Genomic DNA, 22369 nt, shown 5'->3' on the forward strand with positions numbered 1-22369 from the left:
AACTTAATTTAGGTCACTTAGTTAACCAAAACAAAGACGAGCGCGGTGAGGGATTTGAGCTACGCACTGATGATTGGGGAGCGATAAGGGCTGGTAAAGGGCTGTATATCACTAGCGAAGAGCAAACACAGGCGGGCAATATACAACTGCAAATGGATAATGCGGTTAAAGAACTTTTACAAGCTAGCGAAATGGTTAAAAGGCTTAACGAATTAGCCGAAGCAGCCAAAGCAGAACTGGCTGACTTACAAACCCAAAAACAACTATTTGAACAAAGCTTAAAAGAACTAAAACAATCAGGAATACTGACTTACGCACCGGCTGGTATGGCTGACGTTACCCCAAGTTCAATCCAGCACACCGCAGGAGAAAACATCATCCAGACAGCACAAAACACGATTGATGTTAGTGCATTTAAACGCTTTATGGTAACTGCGGGCAATATGATAAGTCTATTTGCCAACAAAATGGGCATAAAGCTATTTGCCTCGCAGGGCAATGTTGAGATACAGGCACAAAATGATGAAATACAATTAAGTTCAAAACAGAATATGACAATTACCAGTACCGACAGTGAAGTGATTATATCGGCCAAGAAAAAACTCATATTGGCGTGTGATGATGTTGCTATTGTGATAGAAAATGGCGGTATAAAAATGCTAGCACCGGGTGATGTTCAGATTGAATCTGCTAGCTTTCGCATATTAGGACCTTCAAATTATCAAATACCAGAAGTTGAATTACCAAAAGGCAGCGAATGCTCGGAGACAATATAGTGAATACATTACAAGAACAGCTAAATAGTGAAGAAAACAAAAAATACTATCGTTATTTATTAATTGATATGCTTGGTGTAACCAGTGAATTAAGCGAACTTTATCCACAACAGTTAAAACAACTTTTACCGCTAAAAGATATTGCGGTGGTTAAGCGTCCTGAGTTATTGCATGAATTAACGTCTTGTCCTCATTTAGTTTGTATTGGTCACCCTAATCAAGATGTCAATGCAGATCTATTATTTTCCTCAATAGTTCAAGTTGGCGAAGATTTTTTAACCACCAAACCGTATGTTTGTGGTTGGCTTGTAGCACAACAAGCGATTGATGAAATTGCAGAATGGTTACCTAAAATAGGTTTAATATTGGGTGAAATGTGTTCAATGCGGTTTGTACCCTTTTATGAACCGTTTAGAATGCAACTTTTACAAGATAGCCATCTAACCGATCCAAATTGGATAAATGTATTTTTCCCAACAAACTTAACTTACTATTATATTGATATACAACAAAAATTAAGAGTAATCAAACCAAATAAAGATAATCAGTTACTACCATCAAGTTTGCCACCTAAAATGCGTTTTTTTCAGAATGAATCTAACAATTTATTTAGGCTATATGTTAATTGGTATGACATCAAAGAAGAAATTAATCAAAACGTTAGTGAAAATGATTTAATAATATTAATAGAGCATTACTATACTGCAAGCTTACTTGGCTTAACAGACATTAAAGACAGAACGATCTATGTATTTTATTCCATGCAGTATGGTGATCTACAACAACATGAAGAAATCAGAGCCATTATTGACGATGTGGTTTTGCAGTCGCCAGGAATATTATCAGAGCGATTTTTAGCCATCAATTCAACATTCCAAGCATTATTGAAAAATAACAAGAATAAGGAAAAATGAAATGGATACTAGTAACAAAGACAGAAAAAACAATAATTCTGAATTCAAAGACGACAGCATTGAAACAAATCAAGAGCCGCCTAAAATTACTCCTGAGCTAATTAATGAAGCCGCAGAAAATATGAAATTGAGCAATGGTAAATGTGGTGCTTGCGAGCGATTGGGTTTTCCACTTTTTTTAGTTCGAAAAAGTATTGTGCCTAAAAATTTTAAAGGTATCAAATGGGATCAAGGCATGTTAGCGCTAGGCGATCGAGAACCTACAGAAACGCTAAAGCATTTTAAATATGCCTACCGAACGTTAAGAGAAGGGTACGTCTATATTTTGCTACAAAAGAATAAATCAGTTAAAGATTGGGAGGGAACGGATCTTAATCTATTAAAAGTGAAAGCTTTTGTAGTCACTCATTCAGGTGCTTTTCGGTTGAGAGAGTTAAGAGATATCAAAGGATCAAGACCCAAAGAACTACCATCATCTTGCGTTACGGAGGGGCATCAGTTTAAAGCGAAATTTATTACATTAGATAATAAAATTTATGATAAAGCGTGGATAGCCTATAGCCCTTGTCGTTGGGATAAAGACGTCATTGAATTTTATCGTAAAAACGAAGAGAAACGAGATGAACGTTTTACCGTTGTTGATTTAACCAAGACTAATCCTACAGAGATGGCTGTTTCAAAAGGGCAAAGAAGTTTTTCGTTTAATGATTTTATCCGTAAAGCCGGTGATAATCAGGCAAAAACGTCGCATCAATCCAAAGCTAGTGAAACAAATGGCACAGAACAAAACGGTGATGATACCAAAGTAACTTCCATAAAACGTTATCTAGTTGAAATAGAATGTAGTAATAAAGAGGTGCTTGATTATTTTGATGAAGAACAACAAAAAGATTATCGAGCTAAATTAACAAAAGAATCTACTTCATTAAACACCCCCATTGACAAAGCGATAGGCAAAGGAGTTTTTTATACTAAAGACGTCGATTTAAACAAAATCATAAGCAGTAGCACATCAGATGTACTTCATTATTTTAAACATCTTTTTTGTACTGCTAGCCATTTTAACTCGCTAAAAAAGGAAGCTGGTGGGCTGAATGAAAGTTTTAAAAAGACGATAAAGGGTTACCAAGGTGAAGCACGAGCAAATTCAAATTACCAAACTGATGAAATTGGCGTAATATTGATTGAAGACAATTTAGGTTTAGCTGAAGAGCTATCGGTACAACGAAGACAGTTATTAGCACCAGTAATTAATGGGCTTGCTGGCCGAAGCCAAGAGCAAGCGATTGCGATTCAAAAAAGGCTAAGGAAAAATTTGGGAAAAACCACCAAAGATATTATTCTTGAAGAATTAACACAGCTAGGTGGTGATATTGATCCAGATATTATTAAATCATTTTATGAAGAAAATATTTTAGATCTTCGGTATAACCAGCAGTATAAAGCGGTGTATGAAAATCTTAAAGTATTGGACTTTGCATTACCAACGCAACAATGGTTAATTAACAAATATCTAAATAAAATCCCAGCAATTATGGCTAATTTAGTCGGTAAAAGGACAAAAGCCATTGAAGATTATTTTACTAAACAACAAAACCATGCATCAGGGCACCCCTTTCTTTACTTTAAACCCGAAACCAGCTATGCGCGCAACCAATATAATAGTATTGAAAATTATAAAGATATACTAAAACTCAATAACCAAATAGAAGATGCATCAGATTGTATTTTATTTGCCTTTTATCAACCAAATGGTTCTTATAATAAAGATTTAAAAAGATATGCCGAACAAGAGGCAAAGTTAGTGCTAAAAACTGAGCTTTATAAAGGGGATAATGGTCAGGACTTATTGGATAAAATTTTTGTATTAGATGTGGTGGGTGATACTGAATTTGCGATCGAAAATAAATTTACAATACCTATACCAGCATATAAAGCATTTTTAAATAAAGTTGCTTGTTTTTTTTATTTTAGATTTATCAGCGAGATCAGTATAAGTGGTGCTCAAGTAGATGATGCTCCCCCACTAGGTGATTATGAAGTTATTAATATCTCAGATAAGCAAAAAAAAGACATTTTAGCTATTTATCAAACTGAGAAAAAATTACGCACAATAGAGGGTTATGATGTTGTGGTTGTCAAATATCCCAATGCTAAAGACAAAGTTTCCGAATGGAAAAGGGATAAAAACTGGGATGATAAAGAATCAGAGCGTCTTAATAACGAATCAATAGTCAAATATAAAGCGTTAGATAAAACCCTTTACCAAAATTTATTAACCTATGTTGAACAAGTATCAGAAGATTATTTTACATATTTATTATGGTTATTTGGTGAGCAAAACACCGTTCCTTTTTGGTTAACCGAATGTGATCCCGATACCTCTGACCAGCATATTCTAGTGCTATCAAGTTTGCTGATTATTTTAGATAATGATTCTGTCGGCAACTTTTATTTAGATAAGCAAGACAAGCTATGGTCAATGCTGATAAACAATGAAAACAGTATTTATCATTATTTAATCGAGGGCTATGAAGGTGCTTATTCACTGTTTAATGTTGCATCAGGAAATATACCGGAAGCCGATAAGCAGTTAACGCAAGATGTTAAAAAGATTTTAGCTAATCGCAGTAAAGGAATAACAAAAGGAAACACCAAAGTCAATAATCCTTTGTCGGGTGCTAAAAAGAATATCAAAAGAATCAAACAAATCTTGAATTTAAAGCTTAACGGTAATGTAACAGTCGGGGCTTATATAAAAGAAGAACTGATCAAATTATCAATGAGTAATATCGCCAAAATCCTTTCTAATAATAATACTTATAACCTTAATGTCGCTGTGGTTGATACTCACTTGATTAAAGCAATGAATATGTTTACAACGGCAACTCATAAACAATATAAAGTAAAAGTGCCAGTATCCAATCTACAAAAATTTTTAGATAATCTTGGTAGTTCATCACAGGTTGTGTATGCTCAAAGTAATAATGGCAACCTAATAACCACCGATGGTGCTCGTATCCGCGGGAACTATTCGTCAACGCAAGAAAGATTTAAACTTAAAAAACGAGACATAGCTAAGGCAAAAAAAACATATGTTGAATTAGATATGTTACTGACATTTAGCAATGAAGGTGAACGGGTAATGTTTGAAAAATCAATGAACACTAGTCGAGGTAATGCTAATGTAGATAAATTCAAAGATGCCCACCTAGTTGATTATGAACAACTAAACACAGCTAAATATAATGCAGAAAAAAAATGGCGTACAGCAGTGTATGATACGTCAGTATCTAGCGCTATGAATGTCTTTACACTTGCTTATCAATACCTACAAATTAATGGTTTGAAAACTAATTTGAATACATTAACGGATTCCGCATTTATCGACAAAGTTTCAAGAGCATTATTAAGAACGTATCTTGATATCGCTTTAACTGCATCTTATGCCATTCTTGATGGCATAAAACTAAAAGCACTGTTTGGCGAGCGCGACAAAACACTTACAGATTTACTTGGTAAAATTGGTAAAGCTGGCAAAGTATTAGGTTATGCGGCTAAATCCATTGCCATAATCGACAGTTTTGGGGATCTATGTCGCTCAATGAATGCCGTAACCCGTGGTGATCCCGGTGCAGTAGGATTTATGATAAGCTCAACCATTGGGTTTGCTGCAGCTGGGCTAAGCATTGCATTGGGCATTGCCGCCCCGTGGGTAATCGTGCTGTTTTTAGCACCATTTGTGATCAACTTTCTATTTGGTACTTATGACGACGGCAGTAACTGGGACGAAATGGACAAATGGATCAACCGCTCAATTTTTGGTAAATTTGCTCGCAATGACTTGTATCCGCCTTATCCCATTAGCGATACGGGTAACTATTTATCCGAACAGGATTTTTACCTTGCTTCGCGCAAAGGATTTTGTCGAACCGCACATTACGAGGTTGAAATTCGTGAACTGATCGATGAAGGTAAAAAAAATAAAGATAAAGATAAAGCACCACCCTATAAAGTTAATGGCATAAATGGCATAGTCTGGGGATCCGATGATCAAAGCGAAGTGATTGATATCATAAACACCCCCCAAAACGCTCTACCGTACAAGTTACATTTAGTGATGCAGTTACCCGATTTTGTCGAAGATAAAGCAACATTTGAAGGCGAGATCACCATCCGCCATCGCGGTGAGCAATTCGATACTATTTTGCAGGTTAGTCATGGCAAGAAGCAATTAACTGTTCAGCCGATTCAATGTAACACCAAATGTTTTAAACTAGTGAATGAAAATATGGTCAGGAATGAAGAAGTAGAAATTTATAGATATTTGAAAGCTGACCCTGATAAACCGAATCAAGCATTAGAAACTTGGTACAAAATGCAACAAACAATTGATATTGCGGTAAAAACAGATCCTTATGAAGAAGATGAAAAGGACAACAACACCACCCAAACCAATACCGATGCAATGTCGTCACCTAATATTGGTCTATTTGGAATTAACCAATTATTAGGTCGAGTAAATGGTGAGTTTGAAGTGATTTGCGCAATTCAATATTGGCCGGAAGGAAAAACTGACAGCGATGGTAATGCGGTCTTTCCTTATATGCTCTCTTATCAGTATCAAGTTATTCACTGGGTCGAATCGTTGGTAAACGACATCACCACCGCAATAAAATAATTTTAATTAACAGGTAATCATAATGAAAAGACAATTGACAATCAACTCACTGCTATTAGGCCCACTACTGTTGTTACCCTTACTTACCAGTTGTGATTTTAATGACTATAAAACCCGTATACAAGAAGAAAATGATTATAATAATCCAACGGGGAATAAAGCGGTTTGTCTTCGGGTGGGCAAGATTTATCAGAATATGTACCCCTATACAATTCATTACCTTGAAGGTGAAATAGATCCAAAAGATCCCTATGATAAAATCGACGCTAATAACGAACTTAACTTAAAACTCTCTCTTTATGCCAAAGAGGGATTATTTACCGAAGAGCTAGTTGGTCACGATGGCGACAAGCCGCTCTACCGCTATAACTTTACTGATGAAGGGCGTAAATATCTTGATAAAAAATGGTGGGGAGGAACGAATTTCTGTTTTGGCAAAGTGGTGGTTGAAAAAATAGATAAGGTAGATGATCAAATGCAAGGGATAAGAATGGTGATTTTTTATTACCATATGGAAAACGTCCCAAACTGGATAAAAAATAAGGATATTTATAGTCTATATAAAGGTTATGGTGGTTTAGAGAAAGCCGTATTGGGGGGGAGTCCTAGGGGTGCACATTATTACGGTATTAAGTCTGATGGTAGCCTAAGTTTTATGAGCGGTCAGAGTGGCGGGTATGTTTTATAATCATAAATCATGGTGTTATTGCTAACAAGTTGATTTTTTTGTAGGCAAAATAAGTAATGGGTTTATTTGTAATAAGTCAATTATTAGGCCGAGTAAATGGTGAGTTTGAAGTGATTTGCACAATTCAATATTGGCCGGAAGGAAAAACCGACAGCGATGGTAATGCGGTCTTTCCTTATATGCTCTCTTATCAGTATCAAGTTATTCACTGGGTCGAATCGTTGGTAAACGACATCACCACCGCAATAAAATAATTTTAATTAACAGGTAATCATAATGAAAAAACAATGGACAATCAACTCACTGCTATTAGGCCCACTACTGTTGTTACCCTTACTTACCAGTTGTGATTTTAATGACTATAAAACCCGTATACAAGAAGAAAATGATTATAATAATCCAACGGGGAATAAAGCGGTTTGTCTTCGGGTGGGCAAGATTTATCAGAATATGTACCCCTATACAATTCATTACCTTGAAGGTGAAATAGATCCAAAAGATCCCTATGACAAAATTAAGCAAAATAAAAGACTTAACTTAAAACTCTCTCTTTATGCCAAAGAGGGATTATTTACCGAAGAGCTAGTTGGTCACGATGGCGACAAGCCACTCTACCGTTATAATTTAACCGATGAAGGGCGTAAATATCTTGATAAAAAATGGTGGGGGGGAACGAATTTCTGTTTTGGCAAAGTGTTGGTTGAAAAAATAGATAAGGTAGATGATCAAATGCAAGGGATAAGAATGGTGTTTTTTTATTACCATATGGAAAACGTCCCAAACTGGATAAAAAATAAGGATATTTATAGTTTATATAAAGGTTATGGTGGTTTAGAGGAGGCCGTATTGGGGGAAAGTACTATGGGCGCACATTATTACGGTATTAAGTCTGATGGTAGCCTAAGTTTTATGAGCGGTCAGAGTGGCGGATATGTTTTATAATCATAAATCATGGTGTTATTGCTAACAAGTTGATTTTTTTGTAGGCAAAATAAGTAATGGGTTTATTTGTAATAAGTCAATTATTAGGCCGAGTAAATGGTGAGTTTGAAGTGATTTGCGCAATTCAATATTGGCCGGAAGGAAAAACCGACAGCGATGGTAATGCGGTCTTTCCTTATATGCTCTCTTATCAGTATCAAGTTATTCACTGGGTCGAATCGTTGGTAAACGACATCACCACCGCAATAAAATAATTTTAATTAACAGGTAATCATAATGAAAAAACAATGGACAATCAACTCACTGCTATTAGGCCCACTACTGTTGTTACCCTTACTTACCAGCTGTGATTTTAATGACTATAAAACCCGTATACAAGAAGAAAATGATTATAATAACCCAACGGGGAATAAAGCGGTTTGTCTTCGGGTGGGCAAGATTTATCAGAATATGTACCCCTATACAATTCATTACCTTGAAGGTGAAATAGATCCAAAAGATCCTTATGATAAAATCGACGCTAATAACGAACTTAACTTAAAACTCTCTCTTTATGCCAAAGAGGGATTATTTACTGAAGAGTTAGTTGGTCACGATGGCGACAAGCCACTCTACCGCTATAATTTAACTGATGAAGGGCGTAAATATCTTGATAAAGAATGGTGGGGAGGAACAAATTTCTGTTTTGGTCGAATTGTGGTTGATAAAATTGATGGGGTTGATAATCAGTTGCAAGGAATGCGTATGGTTTATTTTTATTACCATATGGAAAACGTCCCAAACTGGATAAAAAATAAGGATATTTATAGCTTGTATCCTGGTTATGGTGGTTTAGAAGCTGCGGTATTAGGCGATAGACCCGCTCCAGGAACTCATTACTACAGCATTCAATATGATGATAGTTTAAAACTAACAGCGGGTACTAGTGGTCACTATGTTTTATAATCATAAATCATGGTGTTATTGGTAACAAGTTGATTTTTTTGTAGGCAAAATAAGCAATGGGTTTATTTGTGATAAGTCAATTATTAGGTCGAGTAAATGGTGAGTTTGAAGTGATTTGCGCAATTCAATATTGGCCGGAAGGAAAAACTGACAGCGATGGTAATGCGGTCTTTCCTTATATGCTCTCTTATCAGTATCAAGTTATTCACTGGGTCGAATCGTTGGTAAACGATATCACCACCGCAATAAAATAATTTTAATTAACAGGTAACCATAATGAAAAAACAATTGACAATTAACTCACTGCTATTAGGCCCACTACTGTTGTTACCCTTGCTTACCAGTTGTGATTTTAATGACTATAAAACCCGTATACAAGAAGAAAATGATTATAATAACCCAACGGGGAATAAAGCGGTTTGTCTTCGGGTGGGCAAGATTTATCAGAATATGTACCCCTATACTATTAAATATATGCCAGGGTATCATAAAGATATGCACTATCGCGATCCTATTTATATTAATAATAAATTAAATGAACGATTAGCACTCTATGCCAAAGAGGGATTATTTACCGAAGAGCTAGTTGGTCACGATGGCGACAAGCCACTCTACCGCTATAACTTTACTGATGAAGGGCGTAAATATCTTGATAAAGAATGGTGGGGAGGAACGAATTTCTGTTTTGGTCGAATTGTGGTTGATAAAATTGATGGGGTTGATAATCAGTTGCAAGGAATACGTATGGTTTATTTTTATTACCATATGGAAAACGTCCCAAACTGGATAAAAAATAAGGATATTTATAGTCTATATAAAGGTTATGGTGGTTTAGAAGCTGCGGTATTAGGCGATAGACCCGCTCCAGGAACTCATTACTACAGCATTCAATATGATGATAGTTTAAAACTAACAGCGGGTACTAGTGGCCACTATGTTTTATAATCATAAATCATGGTGTTATTGGTAACAAGTTGATTTTTTTGTAGGCAAAATAAGCAATGGGTTTATTTGTGATAAGTTAATTTGTATCATTCGATATTAAATATGGTTTATTTAATTATTTTGTAATAAAAAGATTAATATTTTTATAAAATAGACTGAAATAAGCGAAAAAATATAAAATAACAAAGGAAATAAAAAATGAGTAAACAACGTGGAGTTATTCGGCTAGGTGATTTGACAAATCATGGTGGAAAAGTAATTACCGCTTCATCGACAATGACAGTTTTTGGCAAACCTGTTGCTTTAGTTGGTGATTTAGTTAGTTGTCCAATAAAAGGTCATGGTATTAATCCTATTATTGAAGGTGACTCAACTTTTACCATTCAAGGTAAGCAAGTTGCTTTAGATGGTCATAAAAGCATTTGCGGTTGTTCTTTAATCTCATCAATATCAGAGGTAGGAAAAAGCTAATGTCTATCGATTTATCATCACTACCAGCCCCATTGCCTGAAGCTAAAAAAATGAAATTTTCACTTTGGGGAATTTTACTTATCGTGTTCATTTTGCTTGGTTGTATCATTACAGTTACACTCAGTTTTTTTTACAAAATATCAGATACCCTATTTATTTTAGGCTTGTCTTTTTTCCCTTTTGTTTCTTGGTTGTTTATTTTTTTATATGGTGTTTTTTTATATGGTCAACGTGAAAATTATATTGAGCAGTGGAATTTGTGTATAGAAGAGCGTAAACAAAAACTGATTAATTATGGACAGCGAGGATTATCTGTTTTGGGCTTTTCGCTTATAACTGAACAAGGCGACATAGAAAATGCCAATGCCATAATTAATAACGATTTTCTAATTAAAAGTAAATTACATCCAAATAGTGGTATTGTGATTCCTCATACAACTTTATCTGAGTTTGGTGATACAACATCTAATGGATTTGACGATCGCTTAAAATTAATTTTTACTCGTTTTGAAAAAGAATATAAAGCTAAATTTTCAACAATGTTATCACAAACAAATTTGCATGTACGGTTATTTATTGAAGCTGAAATTTCAAACGATAAAATCACGGCATTATGGATGATGACATTAGGAAAAATTATTTCTCATCCAGTTAGTTTTGAAATTGAAGATCCCGTTAATTCGTCTACATTTATAGAAACATGGTTAGATGATAGTGAGCATGATGATGAGCTACTTTTAGTTATAAATACGCATCTATTTTCTGTTCCTATTAAAAATGAAGGTGAGTTTGCTTCGATGCTAATTTTAGCTGGAGAAAATGTGGATATAGAGTCGCTTTTACCCACATTTAATTCGCCATTAATAAAAGTACATCGAAGCGAACAAAAAGCAAACTTAACGCAAACTATTGATCATGCCTTATTGTGGGGAAGTGGTGATGATAATTATTATGGTGGAGTTTGGTATAGTGCTGTTTTGCCTGATCTAAATACTAAAATTTTGAATTACTTTAACCAGATTCAATTTGAAGCCAAAGATTATTTTAATATTGATGCATCAATTGGTTATGCTGGTTACTGTTCATATTGGTTAGCGTTGGCTTTAGCCATTGATAATGCGTTTATAAAAAAAGATAAACAATTGGTTATGGTAGGCAAGTCACAGCTTGTTGCTTCAGTTGTTTCGTGTGTGCAAGAAAATGAAGTCTAAAAATTGCTTATAATTTATTTTATCTATTGTATATAAAAAATAGTATGATGCCGAATTGTTTACACTTCATGATTAAAATAATCCTTTAAACACGCTATCACTGGCAAAATTGCCGAACTTGAAGTGACAGACTAAGAAATCATCAAAGCTAACAGCGATAAAAATCGTTCAGGAAAGTTATTGATTTTATTAAAGTTTTTTGAATTTAATTTTTTATGTTAGTTATACAATTACATTGATCGATTATCTTGCATGATATGGCATTACTTGTTGAGCATTTCAGAAAAATGGAGGTATTCAACCTCCTTGGGATGGGATGAATTGTTTTTGATTATTTCAGGTAAAATATCAGTAGGTAATGCTTATTTCATTTGAAACAGTGACATACTTTGCATTGTCATAAAGGTGTATTGTGCAGCTTGTAAATTTGCTTGTAGTATGGCGTATTCTGAAATGGCATCATACCAATCTACATCTTCAAATTGACTAATTTGTGTTTGAAATTCAATATCTAACGTTTTGCCTAGTGTGATTAGTCTGTTTACTTCGGATAATACCGAACCGCCTTCTGCTCTAAGCGTTGAAATATTGTTAAATGAATTGTCGACACCGTTGCGAGCTTTTGATAACCCTTCTCTAAATGCTTCAACACTTTTTTCATCATCATAATTTAAGTCTGATTTTAATGCATCGAGTGCATAATCAATACTGGCAAAAATATTGCTTTCTGCTGGTGAACCATCGGCATTTTTGACATTGGCATCAGTCATAAATACTTGAATACCTGTAAAACTTGCCGAGACCTCTCTTGAGTCATCAATCAGAACATTTACAGAGGTACTTCCACCAATATAAGTGACTTCGCCTGATTCATTTTTTATAAAAGGAGGTGTGTCATTTTTTTTACCAGCAAAAATGTAGTTACCGTTTGTGTCTTTTGAGTTAGCTAACGAAAGCAGTTGATCTTTTAAACCTTGTAATTTATTGGCAATATCTAGCCTATTTTCTTCATTTAATGTTTCATTAGCAGCATAAACTAAGGTTTCTTGAATTGATTGAATGACGGTGTTGATTTCCGACAAAAGCGTATCTTGGCGACTTAGTGTTTTTTCAGTACTTTCTCGCGTAGCTTGGAACTGCTCATTTTGAGCTTGCGCTTGTTTCAATATTAATGACTGTGCTGCTCCCATAGGATCATCTGATGGCGTTAAAATTTTTTTTCCTGTTGCTAGATGTAAACCAGATTTTTGCCATTTGCTATTAGTATTTAAAATACTTTGTGTATTTTTTTGATAGAGCGAGTTTGTACTAAGGCGCATTTTTTATCCTTTTATCATTTAGTTAAACTTAAAATGGTATCAAATAGTGTTGTTGCCGTATCAATCACTTTTGCATTCGCTTGGTAGTACTGCATATAAACTTGCATTGAGATATACTCTTCTTCAAGATTAACTCCAGATATTGATTGATTTTGCTCATAAATTTGCTGAGTTATATTTTGCGTTGATTGAGATGAAACTTTAGCTGTTTGAGTTTCGCTACCAATGTAACTCACTAAGGTTGTATAAGCACTTTTTAGCGTTGTTGTACCATTGATAAGTTTTTCATGTTGGATTTCTAATAATTTAGCAACATTACGATTATCGCCAGCGCCATTTTCTTCGTCATCAAAACCTGTTGCTAGTTTATTGACATCTTTAACCAACAGTTCTAATGACGAAGCAATATCCGCCACGGGTTTAATCATAAAAGAGTCACCACTCACTGCGTTACCGCTTATTTCAATAGATAGACCATCAAAAACCAATTTATTCCCTTCCATTTTTGGGGTTATTTGTTGATGATCGGATAATCTTGTGACAACCCAATCTTTGCCATTGAATTCTATTTTGTAATCAGATGCTTTTACATCTGTAACCGATGTAAACTCGATTTTAGCCGAGGCATTACCTTGATTTTTAGTATTGGTGATACAACTAGGATGGTTATAATCAAATAACTTTTCGCCTTGATTACCATTAATATCGATACCCGACATATGCACTTCGTTAAAGCGTTCTGCTAAATTGAGAGCGATTAAACCTAGTTGATTGCGTGCGTCGGTTAAAGGGCCTTCTCGAAAGGTTAATAGACCATTTAATGAGCCTGATGTGATGTTCTGACTAGTTAATTCCTGTGTTGCGCCTGAATGGTGTGTATAAATAATTGTATTGAACGAGGGATCATCTGCTGAAGGTTGGACTGATAATACATTTACAGAAGAACCTTGAACTAAATTTAATCCATTGGCTAATGATAAATTATATTGTCCGTTTTGCTCAGTAACGGTAATACCAATGATTTCACTCAGTTCGTTAACAAGTTGATCACGCTGATCAAGTAATGCATTGGGTTCAAGGCCGTTACCCACTGATTGTAGTTGTGAAATTTTTTGATTGAGATCAGCAATCTGCTGAGTATAAGTGTTGATTTTATCTACATTACTACTTAATTCAGTATTAATATTAGCGATTTGATTTTTTAAGTTCTTTTCTGTTTTATTAAACTGACTAGTTAACGATGCGAGATCACTAATCACCGTTTGTTTTGTTGATGCATCACCTGCATTTGAAGCTAGTTTATTTAAACTTGCAAAAAGGTTGTTGAGTTGTGATGAAATACTATTGTCATTTTCTGCCAATAGGTTATCGACTTTTGATAATTCATTATAATAGGCTTTAATTGAACCGCTTTGCGATTGTGATTGGCGCAGTTGTCCAACCACAAATTGGTTAAAGGCTCGGTTCACCGATGAAACCGAAACACCATTACCCACAAAACCAAAACTATGTTGAGTTCCATTAGCTTGACGTAAAATTTGCTGTTGACGATTGTAACCTGTTGTATGGGCATTACTAATATTATTGCTTATTACATTCAGCATATTTTGTGCAGCATTTAATCCACTAATACCAGTATTCATCAATGAATTTGTCATAAAAACTCCTAAATTTATAGTTTCAGTTAATAATATTATTATTAAACGAACGGGTTACTGTTTATATCGGCGCAATTCACCAAAACTTTAATTATTTTTTGGATAATGCCGTGGACGGTTTATCTTTTGATTATTGCTCGCTAGTGGATTGGCTTTGCTTTAAAAAATCAATACCTGTCATGTTGTTTTCAGACTCAATATATTCTTGTGCCGCTTTATTTAAGATCAAGATGCTAATACGACGGTTGGCATCATTACTGTAGTTTGGATTGTTTAAATTTACTGTATCGGCTAAGGCAATAATACGAATAATTTTGCTTGAATCTAAACCACCAGCAATAAGCTCTCTTCTTGATGAATTGGCTCTATCGGCTGATAATTCCCAGTTGCTATATCCTCGATCGCCTGTTGAGTATTGCCGTTCATCAGTATGTCCTGATAACGTAATTTTATTGGGTAATGAATTAATAATTGGGGCTAAAGTTTGCAGAATTTCTCGCATATTAGGATCGATTGTTGCACTACCTACATCAAACATTGGTTTATCGTCAGAGGCTAAAATTTGAATTCGTAAACCCATTTCAGTTAATTCAATAATAAGATTAGGTGCTAACTTTTTTAATTTTTCATCAAGATCGAAAATATCATAAATTTTTCGTGCCGCTTCAATCATTTGTATTTTTTCAAGTTGCTTTTTTTCAAATTCATTCTGTGACACAACATCATTTTTTTGTTCACCAAGCTGTTTACTCACATCATCGCCGCCACCAGGGATAGGGCTTTCACTATCACTAATGTTTTTACCACCATTGTAACCAATAATTAGAGGCGTTCTGAAGTATTCCGCAATGCCTTTCAACTCTTGTGGTGTAGATGTCGAAATTAACCACATGACTAAAAACAGCGCCATCATGGCAGTCATAAAGTCAGCATAAGCGATTTTCCATGAACCACCATGATGCCCACCACCATGCCCCGATTTTTTTTTAACTATTATTCTTACAGATTGATCTTTCATTACTCGTTATTTTTATTGATATTTTTATCTTTAATTTCTTGGATATATTTTTCTAATTCAAAAAATGACGGTCTTTCATGAGAAAATATCGTTTTTCGTCCAAATTCAATGCAAATTTGTGGTGAATAATCATGCATGCTAGCAATTAGTATGGTTTTTGTGCATTCTAATATTTTGATTACGTCGGCGTTTCTTTGTTTCAATAAAGCAGCTAATGGCGAAACAAATCCATAAGCAAGTAAGATCCCTAAAAATGTCCCAACCATCGCATGTGCAATAAGTTCACCAAGTTCACTGGCGGGTCTATCTGCTTGTGCAAGTGTATTAATAACTCCCATTACCGCTGCAACAATTCCAAATGCAGGTAGTCCATCGCCAATACTTGAAATGGCATCAACTGGTTTTTCAAGTTCATGAACAAAGGTTTCAATCTCTTCACTCATAAGTGTTTCGATTTCAAATACATCCATATTGCCGCTGATCATAAGTCGTAAGTAATCGGTGATAAAATCACAGATTCTAGGGTTATCTAAAATAAGTGGATATTGTTTAAATAGTTCACTTTCATGGGGATTATCAATATCTGATTCGATTGATAATCCTCCATTTTGACGAATTTTGGTTAAAACGGTGTACATTAAGCTGATCAGTGTCAAATACAGATTTTTATTATATTTAGATGTTTTAAATAATGACCCTAGCGATTTGAGTGTTGCTTTTATCGTTTTTTGTTCATTACTGACAATAAAAGCACCAATTGCAGCACCACCAATAATCAATAACTCAAGTGGTTGAAATAGTACTGCTAAATAGCCGCCACTAAGCACATAACCAACGAGTGCTGAGGCGATGACGACAATATACCCTATAATTATTAGCATTGACTTTCTTCTTTCTCCATAAAATAAAAGTTAACTTGCTGAAATATTTTTAATATTTATTTAAGCCGTTATTTGTGTGGCAACGGATGAATTTAAATTGCTTAATGTAGATAACATTTTCAGACACTTTTCATTATTTTCTTTTGGTGTCTTATGATTCTTGTCTGCCCTTGATGGTGGTTGGCATAAACTACAAGTAAACGTGTTTTTGGGGTGATAAGCATGTGTAATAAAAAGTCCACGACAAGCTGTACAGCATGATTGTTGCATAATATTTTTTTCAACAAATTTGACTAAAATCCAGGCTCTGGTTAATCCTAAAACAGGTTCCTCTTTGTGTGAAAATTGACACTGTTCCAGATAAAGTTGATAGGCTTTTAGGATTGTTTGAATGCCTGATTTTAGGCCGTTTTTAACTAAAAAAGCATAAGCATTATAAAAAATACTGGCATGGATATTCGGTTCCCATGTCATAAACCACGAAGTTGAAAAAGGCAATAAACCTTTAGGAGGAGGACAACCTTGAATCTCTTTATAAAGCTTAATAAGTTTATTTCGGCTTAAATTAGTTTCACTTTCCAACATTTGAATTCTACCACCAAGGGAAATTAATTTGATGGCAAGCTGGGTTTCTTGATATTTTTGAATAATACTTGTACTTGTCATTTTGTTTCCTTAGCTACTTATTAAGTGAGTCTAATAGCAAACTTGATAAAAGAATTCCTGTATGCATCTGCTTTATATCTCTAACTCGCGATTCTTCTGTCAGTTTTTTCATCATTTCTGCGTTTTCAAATCTTAATTGAAATATTAATTGATTGGTTTCTGATAAAACTAACATTTGAGAGGTACTTAAACTGCTAAGTATATCTGCTGTTTGTTCATCAATACCTAATCGATACATTGCCATCACTTTATCTTTTTCTATCATTTTCTGACTTAATAGTAGTGTCGACAAATTCAAATGATGTATACATTTAAGAATATCGTCATCTAATATATTTCCCAATTTTGCCACCAATCTATATTTATTTTATTCGCGTAAAAAAACGAATAAATAGTAAAATCAAAGTAAAATATTTTTTTATATGCGTAAAGTTACATTTTTAAACGACAAAGGTCAATAAAAAAATTATTTCAATTTATTTTCGATTGTTTGCATTTTATTTCACTTATTTTTTTATTTTTTCTAAAAAGTGAGTTTACTTTGTATTCTTTTTATTGCTTGGCTATGTAATTGGCTTACTCTTGATTCACTAATATCCATAACTTTACCAATCTCTTTTAAATTAAGATCTTCTTGGTAATAAAGTGATAAAACGAGTTTTTCTTTTTGAGGTAAATTTTCAATTTGTTGAATTACTGTATTACGAATTTCTTCATCTATTATGGCTAAAAAAGGGTTATTATCTTCTTCATTTTCAATAATGGCATCAATGTTATCGCCAAGTTTTTGATGAATTTCATCATATGAACATATTTGACTACAATTTGAATCTAATAAAATCTTACGGTATTCACTAATTGATAATTTTAAATATTGGGCAATTTGCTCATCGCTAGGGGATGTTCCTTGCCGTTTCTCTAACTCATTAATGGCTGTTGTGACATCTTTAATCTGTTTTCGAGTTTTTCTGGGCAGCCAATCACGGTTGCGTAGTTCATCTAGCATTGCGCCTTTAATTCTTGGTATGGCAAAAGTAGCAAAGGTATTACCTTGTGATTTGTCATAACGCTTTATTGTATCTAATAAACCGATATAGCCAACTTGTAATAAATCATCCAGTTCAACTGTTGTAGGTAAGCGAACAGCTAATTTTAAAGCTTCATTACGAACCAAATGAATATACTGTTTCCAATCGATTTGGTTTATTACACCATGCGAGTTATATAAGCTATTATCCATTTTTGAACCAATGTTAAAAAAGTGCTTAACCGTATTATGACGATAGTTGGTAAATTTAATGGGCAGAATAAAGGGGTAAAAAATAGCTAATTATAAATATTAGTCATAACAGCATTATAAAAACACAGTTATGACTATATGATAAACTTAGAATGACCAAAAATAGATGATCATAATTACTGTAATAAAGATAATACAGATTGTGGTACTTGGTTAGCTTGTGCTAATACTGATGTACCTGCTTGTTGTAAAATTTGACCACGAGTCATGTTTGATACTTCAGTTGCATAATCTGCATCTTCAATTCGGCTACGTGCAGAACTTAAGTTGTTTACAGTATTGTTGATGTTTGTTACTGTTGATTCGAAACGGTTTTGTACCGCACCAAGCTGTCCACGTAATGCATCAATTTTTGATAATGCTGCATCAATGGTTTTTAATGGATCTGTTGTTGGAGTTTCAGATACGTTAAAATCTTTTAAACCAAGCTCTGAACTATCAATTTTTTTCAAATTGATTTCAATGGTTTCGCCGTCATTTGCACCTACTTGGATTTTAAGTGTTTTATCTTCAGATAATACTTTAGAACCATTGAAATCAGTTTGTTTAGAAACACGATCAATCTCATCTAAACGTTGATCGATTTCATTTTGGATAGACTCTAAGTCACTTTTAGAGTTAGTACCATTTGCTGCTTGAACAGTTAGTTCACGAATACGTTGAACGTTATTGTTGATTTCATTTAATGCACCTTCAGTAGTTTGTGCAAGTGAAATTCCATCATTTGCATTACGCGCTGCTTGAGTCAACCCTTTGATATTTGAAGAGAAACGGTTAGCAATAGCTTGTCCTGCTGCATCATCTTTTGCGCTATTAATACGCATACCAGAAGAAAGACGCTCAATTGCTGTACCAAGAACGCTTTGAGAGTTGTTAAGATTATTTCTTGCCATTAAAGACATTGTATTAGTATTAATTACTTGTGCCATTTTTATCTCCATTAATATAAATAATAAAATCAACGATATATTGATATTTTTTTCAATACTTTTGCTGATATATAACTTATCGGTAATAAAATAAGGAACTTTAGTTTTTTTAACATTTATATTTTTTAAAAAAGGTTATTTTTTTTCAAAAATTATAAATATTAATAAATAAATCATTATGTTATTTGTTTTATAAATAAATTTTCAATGGTTATTTTCTGTTCGTAAAAACAGACAGATTCTTCCCTATTAAATAAATACTGAGTTGATGCTAAATTTTTAGAAAAACTAACCGATATAATAAATATTGAATAATTGTTATAGGCAGATTAAATCATGGCAATGAGTGCATTAGGGATTGGTTCTGGAATCGATCTGGGTGAAATTTTAAATCAATTAGAAGCAGCAGAAAAAACACGGTTAACACCAATCACTACGCAACAAAAGGCGATTAATGCCAAAATTAGTGGTTTTGGTAAATTAAAGAGTGCATTAACTACATTTAATACGGCAACCGCAAAATTACAAAAAAAGGAATTGTTTCAAAGTCGAACTGCAACGGGTAATAATGATTATTTTTCAGTAAAAGTAAATAGTAAAGCGGCATTAGGTAATTATGCTGTTACCGTGGATCAATTAGCGACTTCTCATGGAGTTGCAACATCAGCTATCAATGATAAAGCAACTCAGCTAGGTAATGGTAATGAAACACGAACTATTACTATTGAACAAGCAAATGGCGATAAGCTTGATGTAACATTATCTAAAGACGAAACCTCATTAGAAGCAATCGCCAACGCAATTAACAATGCTCAATTTGTTGATGAAAATGGAAAAACAAGCCCATCAACGATGAATGCTGCAGTTGTTCGTTCTGGAGATGGTCGTTATCAATTAGCTATTACTTCGAAAGAAACTGGTGAGTTACAAACTATTACCTCTATCACATCTGATGATGAGAAGTTAAATGAAATTATTGGGTTTGATATTAATCAACCGAACAATAGCCATATGACTGAAGTTTCAAAAGCGCAAGATGCTAAGTTTTCGTTTAATGGTATTGCTATAACAAGCAGTTCTAATACCGTCAAAGATGTGGTTGCAGGTGTAGATCTTACGTTAAAAGCAACGACAACAACCAGCCAAAATTTAGCGATAACTGCGGATGTTGAAAAAGCCGAAGAAGCGATTAAAGAGTGGGTAGAGGCATTTAATCAGCTACAATCCACAATATCAACATTAACCCAGTTTACTGCTGATGAAAAAAATTCTAAGGAGCTAAACAGTAGTAATGGTCCGCTTGTTGGTGATGCAACATTACGTAATATAGATCAAAGCATTCGTTCCATATTTTCTAAAGGACAAGCTGGCGAGTTTTCGGTATTAGCTCAAATTGGTATTAATATGGACAAGAATGGTACGTTAACCATTAATGAAAATAAGCTAAAAAACGCACTGAGTGAAAACAGTGATGCCGTAGCGACATTGTTTACAGGTGATGGTAAAACTACCGGAATTGCTAATGAAGTTTTCGCCAAAGTTAGTGGGTTTATTGATAGTGATGGCATGATTGATTCAGCAACTAACGGTTTAAATGCAACATTAAAGTCATTGGATAAACGTCACGAGCAAGTAAGTAATTCAATTGAGCAAACTATTGAACGTTATCGAGTTCAATTTACTAAATTAGATGTTTTAATTAATTCTTTAGATAGTATGAGTAATTATTTAACAACACAATTTGATATGATGGCAAACTTAAAAAAATAGAGGAAAATAATGTATAAATTAGGTTCGAAAGCCTATGAACAAGTCAATTTAGAAACGCGTGTTAGTCAGGCTTCGCCGCATCAATTAATTGTTTTATTATTTGATGGTGCACTTAACGCAATTAAATTAGCAATTTTATATATTCAAAAAGGTAATATCGCAGGTAAAGGTGCGGCAATTTCTAAAGCAATTAATATTGTTGATAACGGTCTTAAAAGCTGTTTAGATTTAGAAAAAGGCGGCGAAATTGCCGAAAATTTAGATCGCCTTTATCACTATATTAGCCAACAATTAATCTTAGCCAATTTACATAATGATAAAGAAAAACTGCAATCTTGTTTTGATTTATTAAACAATATTGCTGAATCTTGGCGGGAAATTGCAAAATAAAAAGGATGATTATGAAAGGAAATCAATTACTAGAACAATACGAACAATTTAATTATGTTATTGAACAAATGTTAATTAATGCAAGAGATGAAAACTGGGATTTATTAGTGAGTTGGCAAACGAAATATCTTCAATTATCAAAAGGAATTATGTTGGTTGATGATTTCGCTAGCATTGAAAATATGCCCCCGCAACATCAAGATATTGTGCGTATGTATATTAAAAATATACTTAGTTATCAACAACAACTGACTCAATTGATCATTGCTCGTCATACTCAGCTTAGAGAGTTGATTGGTAAGCATGTTGATTATCAGAACAAAGTAGGAAATTACCAAAAAATTGCAAATTTAATATAAATTTTAGGAGCATTTGGTTCGGGCCTTATTTTTTATAATAAGGCCATAAAAATCTATTACTGTGTTGATTAAATATAGTATTTTATGCCAATGTGAATAATCATACATAAAACAGCCACACACAAAATATCGCTTTTTATTTTTTATCTAATAGAGGCTATGAATTAAACATTCATATTCATAATTTCTTGATAAGCAGCTACCAGTTTATTCCGCACTTGAATGCCAAACTGCAATGATACTGATGATTTCTGCATGCTAACCATTACCTCGTTTAGCGAAATATTAGTATCACCCATTTCAAATGCTGTAGCTTGTTGATTTGCTTTTATTTGCAATTGACTTATTTTATCCAAAGCCGTTTTTAGCTCTGAACCAAAGCTTTTTTTATCAGTAATATGCGCTTTTGGGGTAATAGAAGCTGACTCATTTAAATTAGCCAGTTCAATTGATTTTAACATATTGATTGTATTCATCTTAATAATTATTTTTTCGTTTATTCTGCC

Annotated in this window: 24 protein-coding genes; 15 read left to right on the forward strand and 9 right to left on the reverse strand. The window is 33.9% G+C overall.

The window, feature by feature from the left end:
* The 12 genes from GQ594_RS10250 to GQ594_RS10305 all read left to right on the forward strand — a co-directional run.
* The coding region (locus GQ594_RS10250; RefSeq protein WP_160412392.1) for a type VI secretion system Vgr family protein at positions 1-776 on the forward strand (776 nt) is incomplete at its 5' end.
* Positions 776-1690 carry a hypothetical protein gene (locus GQ594_RS10255; RefSeq protein WP_160412393.1) on the forward strand — a complete coding sequence of 305 codons (915 nt, stop codon included), beginning with the start codon at positions 776-778 and terminating at the stop codon, positions 1688-1690. The genes GQ594_RS10250 and GQ594_RS10255, both read left to right, overlap by 1 nt.
* A 1-nt stretch (position 1691) precedes the next feature.
* Positions 1692-6371, forward strand: coding sequence for a toxin VasX (locus GQ594_RS10260; protein WP_160412395.1), 4680 nt, complete (start codon positions 1692-1694; stop codon positions 6369-6371).
* Between the two features lie 22 nt (positions 6372-6393).
* Complete coding sequence (locus tag GQ594_RS10265; RefSeq protein ID WP_160412397.1) at positions 6394-7059, forward strand: hypothetical protein; 666 nt, start codon at positions 6394-6396, stop codon at positions 7057-7059.
* Between the two features lie 56 nt (positions 7060-7115).
* Positions 7116-7313, forward strand: coding sequence for a hypothetical protein (locus tag GQ594_RS10270; protein WP_160412399.1), 198 nt, complete (start codon positions 7116-7118; stop codon positions 7311-7313).
* 22 nt (positions 7314-7335) lie between these two features.
* A complete protein-coding gene (locus GQ594_RS10275) occupies positions 7336-8001 on the forward strand; it encodes a hypothetical protein (protein ID WP_160412401.1) in 666 nt (221 codons plus the stop codon).
* A gap of 56 nt (positions 8002-8057) precedes the next feature.
* Positions 8058-8255, forward strand: a complete 198-nt coding sequence (locus tag GQ594_RS10280; protein WP_160412402.1) for a hypothetical protein — start codon at positions 8058-8060, stop codon at positions 8253-8255.
* Positions 8256-8277: 22 nt separating this feature from the next.
* Entirely contained in the window at positions 8278-8946 is a 669-nt protein-coding gene (locus tag GQ594_RS10285; RefSeq protein ID WP_160412404.1) for a hypothetical protein, read from the forward strand.
* Positions 8947-9014: 68 nt separating this feature from the next.
* Positions 9015-9200 (forward strand): hypothetical protein, encoded by a 186-nt coding sequence (locus GQ594_RS10290; RefSeq protein WP_160412406.1) that lies wholly within the window; start codon positions 9015-9017, stop codon positions 9198-9200.
* Between the two features lie 22 nt (positions 9201-9222).
* Positions 9223-9891, forward strand: coding sequence for a hypothetical protein (locus GQ594_RS10295; protein ID WP_160412408.1), 669 nt, complete (start codon positions 9223-9225; stop codon positions 9889-9891).
* A 198-nt stretch (positions 9892-10089) separates the two neighbouring features.
* The gene (locus GQ594_RS10300) at positions 10090-10362 is read left to right on the forward strand and encodes a PAAR domain-containing protein (RefSeq protein ID WP_160412410.1); all 273 of its coding nucleotides are present in this window, start codon (positions 10090-10092) and stop codon (positions 10360-10362) included.
* On the forward strand, positions 10362-11573 hold the full coding sequence (locus GQ594_RS10305) for a hypothetical protein (RefSeq protein WP_160412412.1): 1212 nt from the start codon (positions 10362-10364) through the stop codon (positions 11571-11573). Before GQ594_RS10300 ends, GQ594_RS10305 begins: the two co-directional genes overlap by 1 nt.
* A 362-nt stretch (positions 11574-11935) precedes the next feature.
* Here GQ594_RS10305 and flgL read toward each other — a convergent pair whose 3' ends face one another.
* The 8 genes from flgL to GQ594_RS10345 form a co-directional block, all read right to left on the reverse strand.
* The gene (gene flgL, locus GQ594_RS10310) at positions 11936-12892 is read right to left on the reverse strand and encodes a flagellar hook-associated protein FlgL (RefSeq protein ID WP_160400715.1); all 957 of its coding nucleotides are present in this window, start codon (positions 12890-12892) and stop codon (positions 11936-11938) included.
* Between the two features lie 14 nt (positions 12893-12906).
* Positions 12907-14550, reverse strand: coding sequence for a flagellar hook-associated protein FlgK (flgK, locus tag GQ594_RS10315; protein ID WP_160400716.1), 1644 nt, complete (start codon positions 14548-14550; stop codon positions 12907-12909).
* Between the two features lie 130 nt (positions 14551-14680).
* The gene (motB, locus tag GQ594_RS10320) at positions 14681-15568 is read right to left on the reverse strand and encodes a flagellar motor protein MotB (protein ID WP_160400717.1); all 888 of its coding nucleotides are present in this window, start codon (positions 15566-15568) and stop codon (positions 14681-14683) included.
* Entirely contained in the window at positions 15568-16449 is an 882-nt protein-coding gene (motA, locus tag GQ594_RS10325; RefSeq protein WP_160412414.1) for a flagellar motor stator protein MotA, read from the reverse strand. The genes motB and motA overlap by 1 nt, the downstream gene beginning before the upstream one ends.
* A 60-nt stretch (positions 16450-16509) precedes the next feature.
* Positions 16510-17115: a flagellar transcriptional regulator FlhC gene (flhC, locus tag GQ594_RS10330; protein ID WP_160400719.1), complete on the reverse strand. Its 606-nt coding sequence runs from the start codon at positions 17113-17115 to the stop codon at positions 16510-16512.
* A gap of 13 nt (positions 17116-17128) precedes the next feature.
* Entirely contained in the window at positions 17129-17449 is a 321-nt protein-coding gene (flhD, locus tag GQ594_RS10335; RefSeq protein WP_160400748.1) for a flagellar transcriptional regulator FlhD, read from the reverse strand.
* A gap of 189 nt (positions 17450-17638) precedes the next feature.
* A complete protein-coding gene (locus GQ594_RS10340) occupies positions 17639-18355 on the reverse strand; it encodes an RNA polymerase sigma factor FliA (RefSeq protein WP_160412416.1) in 717 nt (238 codons plus the stop codon).
* Positions 18356-18531: 176 nt separating this feature from the next.
* Entirely contained in the window at positions 18532-19344 is an 813-nt protein-coding gene (locus tag GQ594_RS10345; protein ID WP_160412418.1) for a flagellin N-terminal helical domain-containing protein, read from the reverse strand.
* 336 nt (positions 19345-19680) lie between these two features.
* Between GQ594_RS10345 and fliD the strand changes: the two genes are divergently transcribed.
* Genes fliD through GQ594_RS10360 form a run of 3 tightly spaced genes read left to right on the forward strand, consistent with a single transcriptional unit; the run spans position 19681 to position 21863 of the window.
* Positions 19681-21114 carry a flagellar filament capping protein FliD gene (gene fliD / locus GQ594_RS10350; RefSeq protein WP_160412420.1) on the forward strand — a complete coding sequence of 478 codons (1434 nt, stop codon included), beginning with the start codon at positions 19681-19683 and terminating at the stop codon, positions 21112-21114.
* Positions 21115-21123: 9 nt separating this feature from the next.
* On the forward strand, positions 21124-21504 hold the full coding sequence (gene fliS / locus GQ594_RS10355) for a flagellar export chaperone FliS (RefSeq protein WP_160400723.1): 381 nt from the start codon (positions 21124-21126) through the stop codon (positions 21502-21504).
* Between the two features lie 11 nt (positions 21505-21515).
* On the forward strand, positions 21516-21863 hold the full coding sequence (locus tag GQ594_RS10360; RefSeq protein WP_160400724.1) for a hypothetical protein: 348 nt from the start codon (positions 21516-21518) through the stop codon (positions 21861-21863).
* 164 nt (positions 21864-22027) lie between these two features.
* Here the strand turns inward: GQ594_RS10360 and fliE are convergent, their stop codons facing one another.
* Positions 22028-22339 (reverse strand): flagellar hook-basal body complex protein FliE, encoded by a 312-nt coding sequence (gene fliE / locus GQ594_RS10365; protein ID WP_160412422.1) that lies wholly within the window; start codon positions 22337-22339, stop codon positions 22028-22030.
* Positions 22340-22369 lie beyond the last annotated feature (30 nt).

The organism is Gilliamella sp. Pra-s52 (genome assembly GCF_009795805.1).
Lineage (GTDB): Bacteria > Pseudomonadota > Gammaproteobacteria > Enterobacterales > Orbaceae > Gilliamella.

What these genes read in the sequence shown, in the direction of transcription:
- GQ594_RS10260 (WP_160412395.1), top strand. Translation starts at nt 1,692, where the DNA reads ATGGATACTAGTAACAAAGACAGAAAAAACAATAATTCTGAATTCAAA.
- GQ594_RS10265 (WP_160412397.1), top strand. Translation starts at nt 6,394, where the DNA reads ATGAAAAGACAATTGACAATCAACTCACTGCTATTAGGCCCACTACTG.
- GQ594_RS10270 (WP_160412399.1), top strand. Translation starts at nt 7,116, where the DNA reads ATGGGTTTATTTGTAATAAGTCAATTATTAGGCCGAGTAAATGGTGAG.
- GQ594_RS10275 (WP_160412401.1), top strand. Translation starts at nt 7,336, where the DNA reads ATGAAAAAACAATGGACAATCAACTCACTGCTATTAGGCCCACTACTG.
- GQ594_RS10280 (WP_160412402.1), top strand. Translation starts at nt 8,058, where the DNA reads ATGGGTTTATTTGTAATAAGTCAATTATTAGGCCGAGTAAATGGTGAG.
- GQ594_RS10285 (WP_160412404.1), top strand. Translation starts at nt 8,278, where the DNA reads ATGAAAAAACAATGGACAATCAACTCACTGCTATTAGGCCCACTACTG.
- GQ594_RS10295 (WP_160412408.1), top strand. Translation starts at nt 9,223, where the DNA reads ATGAAAAAACAATTGACAATTAACTCACTGCTATTAGGCCCACTACTG.
- GQ594_RS10300 (WP_160412410.1), top strand. Translation starts at nt 10,090, where the DNA reads ATGAGTAAACAACGTGGAGTTATTCGGCTAGGTGATTTGACAAATCAT.
- GQ594_RS10305 (WP_160412412.1), top strand. Translation starts at nt 10,362, where the DNA reads ATGTCTATCGATTTATCATCACTACCAGCCCCATTGCCTGAAGCTAAA.
- flgL (WP_160400715.1), bottom strand. Translation starts at nt 12,892, where the DNA reads ATGCGCCTTAGTACAAACTCGCTCTATCAAAAAAATACACAAAGTATT.
- flgK (WP_160400716.1), bottom strand. Translation starts at nt 14,550, where the DNA reads ATGACAAATTCATTGATGAATACTGGTATTAGTGGATTAAATGCTGCA.
- motB (WP_160400717.1), bottom strand. Translation starts at nt 15,568, where the DNA reads ATGAAAGATCAATCTGTAAGAATAATAGTTAAAAAAAAATCGGGGCAT.
- motA (WP_160412414.1), bottom strand. Translation starts at nt 16,449, where the DNA reads ATGCTAATAATTATAGGGTATATTGTCGTCATCGCCTCAGCACTCGTT.
- flhC (WP_160400719.1), bottom strand. Translation starts at nt 17,115, where the DNA reads ATGACAAGTACAAGTATTATTCAAAAATATCAAGAAACCCAGCTTGCC.
- GQ594_RS10340 (WP_160412416.1), bottom strand. Translation starts at nt 18,355, where the DNA reads ATGGATAATAGCTTATATAACTCGCATGGTGTAATAAACCAAATCGAT.
- GQ594_RS10345 (WP_160412418.1), bottom strand. Translation starts at nt 19,344, where the DNA reads ATGGCACAAGTAATTAATACTAATACAATGTCTTTAATGGCAAGAAAT.
- fliD (WP_160412420.1), top strand. Translation starts at nt 19,681, where the DNA reads ATGGCAATGAGTGCATTAGGGATTGGTTCTGGAATCGATCTGGGTGAA.
- fliS (WP_160400723.1), top strand. Translation starts at nt 21,124, where the DNA reads ATGTATAAATTAGGTTCGAAAGCCTATGAACAAGTCAATTTAGAAACG.
- GQ594_RS10360 (WP_160400724.1), top strand. Translation starts at nt 21,516, where the DNA reads ATGAAAGGAAATCAATTACTAGAACAATACGAACAATTTAATTATGTT.
- fliE (WP_160412422.1), bottom strand. Translation starts at nt 22,339, where the DNA reads ATGAATACAATCAATATGTTAAAATCAATTGAACTGGCTAATTTAAAT.